This window comes from Flavobacterium sp. FPG59 (assembly GCF_002150205.1).
GTDB lineage: Bacteria > Bacteroidota > Bacteroidia > Flavobacteriales > Flavobacteriaceae > Flavobacterium.
Genome location: NZ_MTCA01000263.1, coordinates 1 through 3,715, shown reverse-complemented (window position 1 = coordinate 3,715; position 3,715 = coordinate 1). Strand labels below are relative to the sequence as shown.

At 32.4% G+C, this 3,715-nt stretch carries 3 protein-coding genes; all 3 read right to left on the bottom strand.

The annotated features are described in order from the left end of the window. The coding region (locus tag FPG59_RS14715; RefSeq protein ID WP_086455321.1) for an ATP-binding cassette domain-containing protein at positions 1-594 on the bottom strand (594 nt) is incomplete at its 3' end. Then, a complete protein-coding gene (locus FPG59_RS14710; protein WP_086455320.1) occupies positions 594-1,523 on the bottom strand; it encodes a hypothetical protein in 930 nt (309 codons plus the stop codon). The genes FPG59_RS14710 and FPG59_RS14715, both read right to left, overlap by 1 nt. A gap of 51 nt (positions 1,524-1,574) precedes the next feature. After that, on the bottom strand, positions 1,575-3,674 hold the full coding sequence (locus FPG59_RS14705) for a glycoside hydrolase family 97 protein (RefSeq protein WP_086455319.1): 2,100 nt from the start codon (positions 3,672-3,674) through the stop codon (positions 1,575-1,577). Positions 3,675-3,715: the final 41 nt, after the last annotated feature.

The following is a 3,715-nucleotide window of genomic DNA, read 5'->3' as shown; positions in this document are numbered from 1 at the left end:
ACTTTGAATAATTCTTCCATTTTTTAAAAGCATTATTTCATCGCAAGTATCACTTAAAGTTGAAAAAATATGAGACGATATAATAATTGATTTCCCCATTTCTTTGAGTTTTTGAATTATTTCAATTATGATTATATTACTTTGAATATCAACGCCGTTAAAGGGTTCGTCTAAAATAATTGCTTTGTTTTCTTGCAATAATAAAGCAGTTAATGCCAGTTTTTTTTTCATTCCTGTTGAATATTTAACAGCATATTCATGTAGTGGTAAATCAAAAATATTTCTTTCACCCAAATCAGTAATCGAAATATTTCTGGCATTGCATAATAATTTGATGTACTCATTTCCGGTTATTTTTGGAAAAAAGTAAGGTTCTGTTTGTAAATATCCCAGATGATTTTTTAGCAATCCAAATTCATATTTTACTATTCCATCATGATTTTCTAATCCAGCAATACAGTTAAATAAGGTTGTTTTTCCTGCCCCATTTTCTCCGACTATTCCATACACTTTGCCTTTCAAAAAATTTAAATTAATGTTTTCTAAAACTATTTTAGATCCGTATGATTTTGACAAATTTTCAATACTAATCATTATAATATCTCTTTTAATTTTTTAAGTGACTGTATGTATAAATAGGGAATAATAAACAATAACAATGGTGGAAGCCATAAAGTTAGTCCAAATACAATTCCATATCTGATATTTAATTTATCTGGGAAAATGGAGTACTTTGCTAACATAGCTGTTAAGATAAACAGGTATCCTAAAAATTGAAAAACTAAAATTATTTCAATATCAGAATAGAAGAACACTGACAAACCTATAATTATTGGCAAACATAAAATTGTTGCATAAAGTAAAATGATCTTGAACTTGTATCTAATAAAATCTTTTGGAGACTTAGAAAAAATCCAAACATAAAATTTATCTTCAGTAGTTGTGTAATAGTTTAAACAGGAAAGCATAACCATAATGAGTGAAAAAATTCCTAAATTAAAATTATGCACACTAATAGCCATAAATGCCAAAAAATAAGCGAATATGTAGATGTAATAATTTGTTCTAAACCCAACAGCAAACTCAAATGGATATTTGTAAAAAGGAGTTGGAAACGTAAAATTAGCTTTAGTTTTAAAGCTCATTAGTGATAAAAAACAAACTGTAATAAGAAGAGCAACAGCACTAAAATATTTTTCTTGATAAAATAAAAAAATGATGAATGCACTAGAAACAATTAAGTTTTCGAGTATTCTTATTTTGAAATATTCAACTCTTGAGAAATGAAGCTTTAAAAATTCATCTTTACGTATTTCATATAAACTTACTATCACACCTAAAGAAATTACCATAAAGATATAGTCAGCATATTGCGTTTTTTCAAATAATTTATTTGATGAAAACACAAATACACAAAAACCTACCACATAACCTATTATTGGTTCAATTCCCAACTCGGTTAACTGTCTGTTAAACATTTTAAAACGTAAAATAAAATAGTCTTTCATTGTAATAAATGGCATGATTGCAATTAACTAGTAACTAATTCCATTATTTGATCGCATCTGTTGCAACTATTTTTCTAATGGCTCAAAACTAACAGCTGTACCTCCGCCCGCTGCTAAGATTAATTTTAGTTTTGATTTATTTGTGACTACAATCGTTTTGATTTGGTAGGCTATTGGATTATTTTTCCAATCGGCATCTTTTGAATCTTCATAAATGATGGCTTTGTATTTTTTACCTGGGGTTAAAAAGTCTAATTTCAGTTCTGATTTACGAGGATTTTCATCCGTGATGGCTCCTAAAAACCACGTTTCTTTTCCTTTTGTTTTTCGGGCAACTGTTACGTAATCTCCAGGTTCAGCTTCTAAATATTTACTTTCATCCCAATCTGTTTCAACGTCTTTGATAAACTGAAAAGCATCCGAGTATTTCTCATAATTCTCTGGCAAGTCGGCTGCCATTTGCAAGGGCGAATACATAGTTACGTACAATGCTAATTGTTTAGCTAAAGTGGTATGAACCTGCTCTGTTTTGTTTTTATCGTAATAACTCATCTTGATTTCAAAAATTCCCGGCGTATAATCCATAGGTCCTCCTAATAGTCTGGTAAATGGCAAAATAGTTTCGTGTGCAGGCGGATTCCCAACGCTCCATGCATTGAATTCATTTCCACGAGCCGCTTCGGCAGCGATATAATTTGGATACGTTCTTCCAAAACCAGTTGGTCTTGACGATTCATGAGAGTTTACCATAATTTTGTAATCAGCAGCGCGCTTTGCAACGAAATTAAAATGATTCACTATCGATTGTCCGTCATGGAATTCACCACGCGGAATAATTTTACCCACATACCCCGATTTTACGGCAGGATAATCGTATTTTTTCATCAAATTAAAAGCACGATCCAAGTGTCTTTCGTAATTCCCTACCGATCCTGATGTTTCATGATGCATGATCATTTTGACGTTTTTATCTTTGGCGTAAGCCGAAATTCCTCCAATATCAAAATCTGGATACGGCGTTGTAAAATCAAATACTTCCTCTTTCCAGTTGCCATTCCAATCTTCCCAACCTACATTCCAACCTTCAACAAGAACGCCATCAAAACCGTTTTTAGCAGCAAAATCAATGTAACGTTTCGTATTTTCAGTAGTAGCACCGTGTTTTCCTGAGGCTTTTGGTGCATCTGCAAAATTTGTGGCATTTTGAGAACCTGCATAATCCCAAGTAGATTTCCCTACGTGCATTTCCCACCAAATTCCAACATATTTCATGGGTTTTATCCAAGAAGTGTCCTCAATTTTTGAAGGTTCATTCAGGTTTAAAATCATTTTGGAAGCCACAATATCTCTAGCGTCATCGCTAATCATGATGGTTCTCCAAGGCGAAACACAAGGCGTTTGCAAATAGGCTTTGTCTCCAATGGCATTTGGAACTAATTCGGCTTTTAATTTATAATTGGTCACATCGGCATTCAAATGCATTACTGGATAATTAACTACAGCCGCTTCAAAAATATTGAGATACAAACCCGATGGTGCTTTCATCATCAAAGGTGTTTGAACCGTATATTTCCCTGGAATAGATTTTACTCCAATACCGTTGTTCATATTGATTTTGGAATTATCAATTTCAGAAAATTTCGTTTCGTTGTATTCGTATTCATTACTATCGAAATCACCTGGAATCCAAAAAACTTTATTGTTTTCGGTAAGATTAAATTGGGTAACCTCATCAGAAATGATGAAATAATTCAGCTCCGCTTGTTTTGGGAAATCATATCTAAAAGCTACCCCTTCGTCAAAAACTCTAAAAATGATATTCATTTTTACCTTCGTTTCCTTATTAAGGAGCGAAACAGTAAGTTCATTATAGTGATTTTTAATACTCGACTGCTCTCCTAAAACGGGCTTCCAAGATTCGTTAAAGCTAGAAGTTTTTGAATCCAGAATATCAAAATTAGCATCTAAAGCTGGTTTCTCTTTTAATTTGATACCTAAAGCACTTTCTAAAACGACCGTCTTGTTTTTGTAATTTACATAATAGCTAGGTTGACCATTAGGAGCTAGCTTAAAATTTACGGCTATTTTTCCCGATGGGGATTGAATGCTTTGAGCGTAGCCAAACTCAAGTACCAATAGTGTAAAAAAGAATATGATTTTTTTCATTGAAATAACGGATTAATTGGTTGCTCTACTGTTTCTTGTTG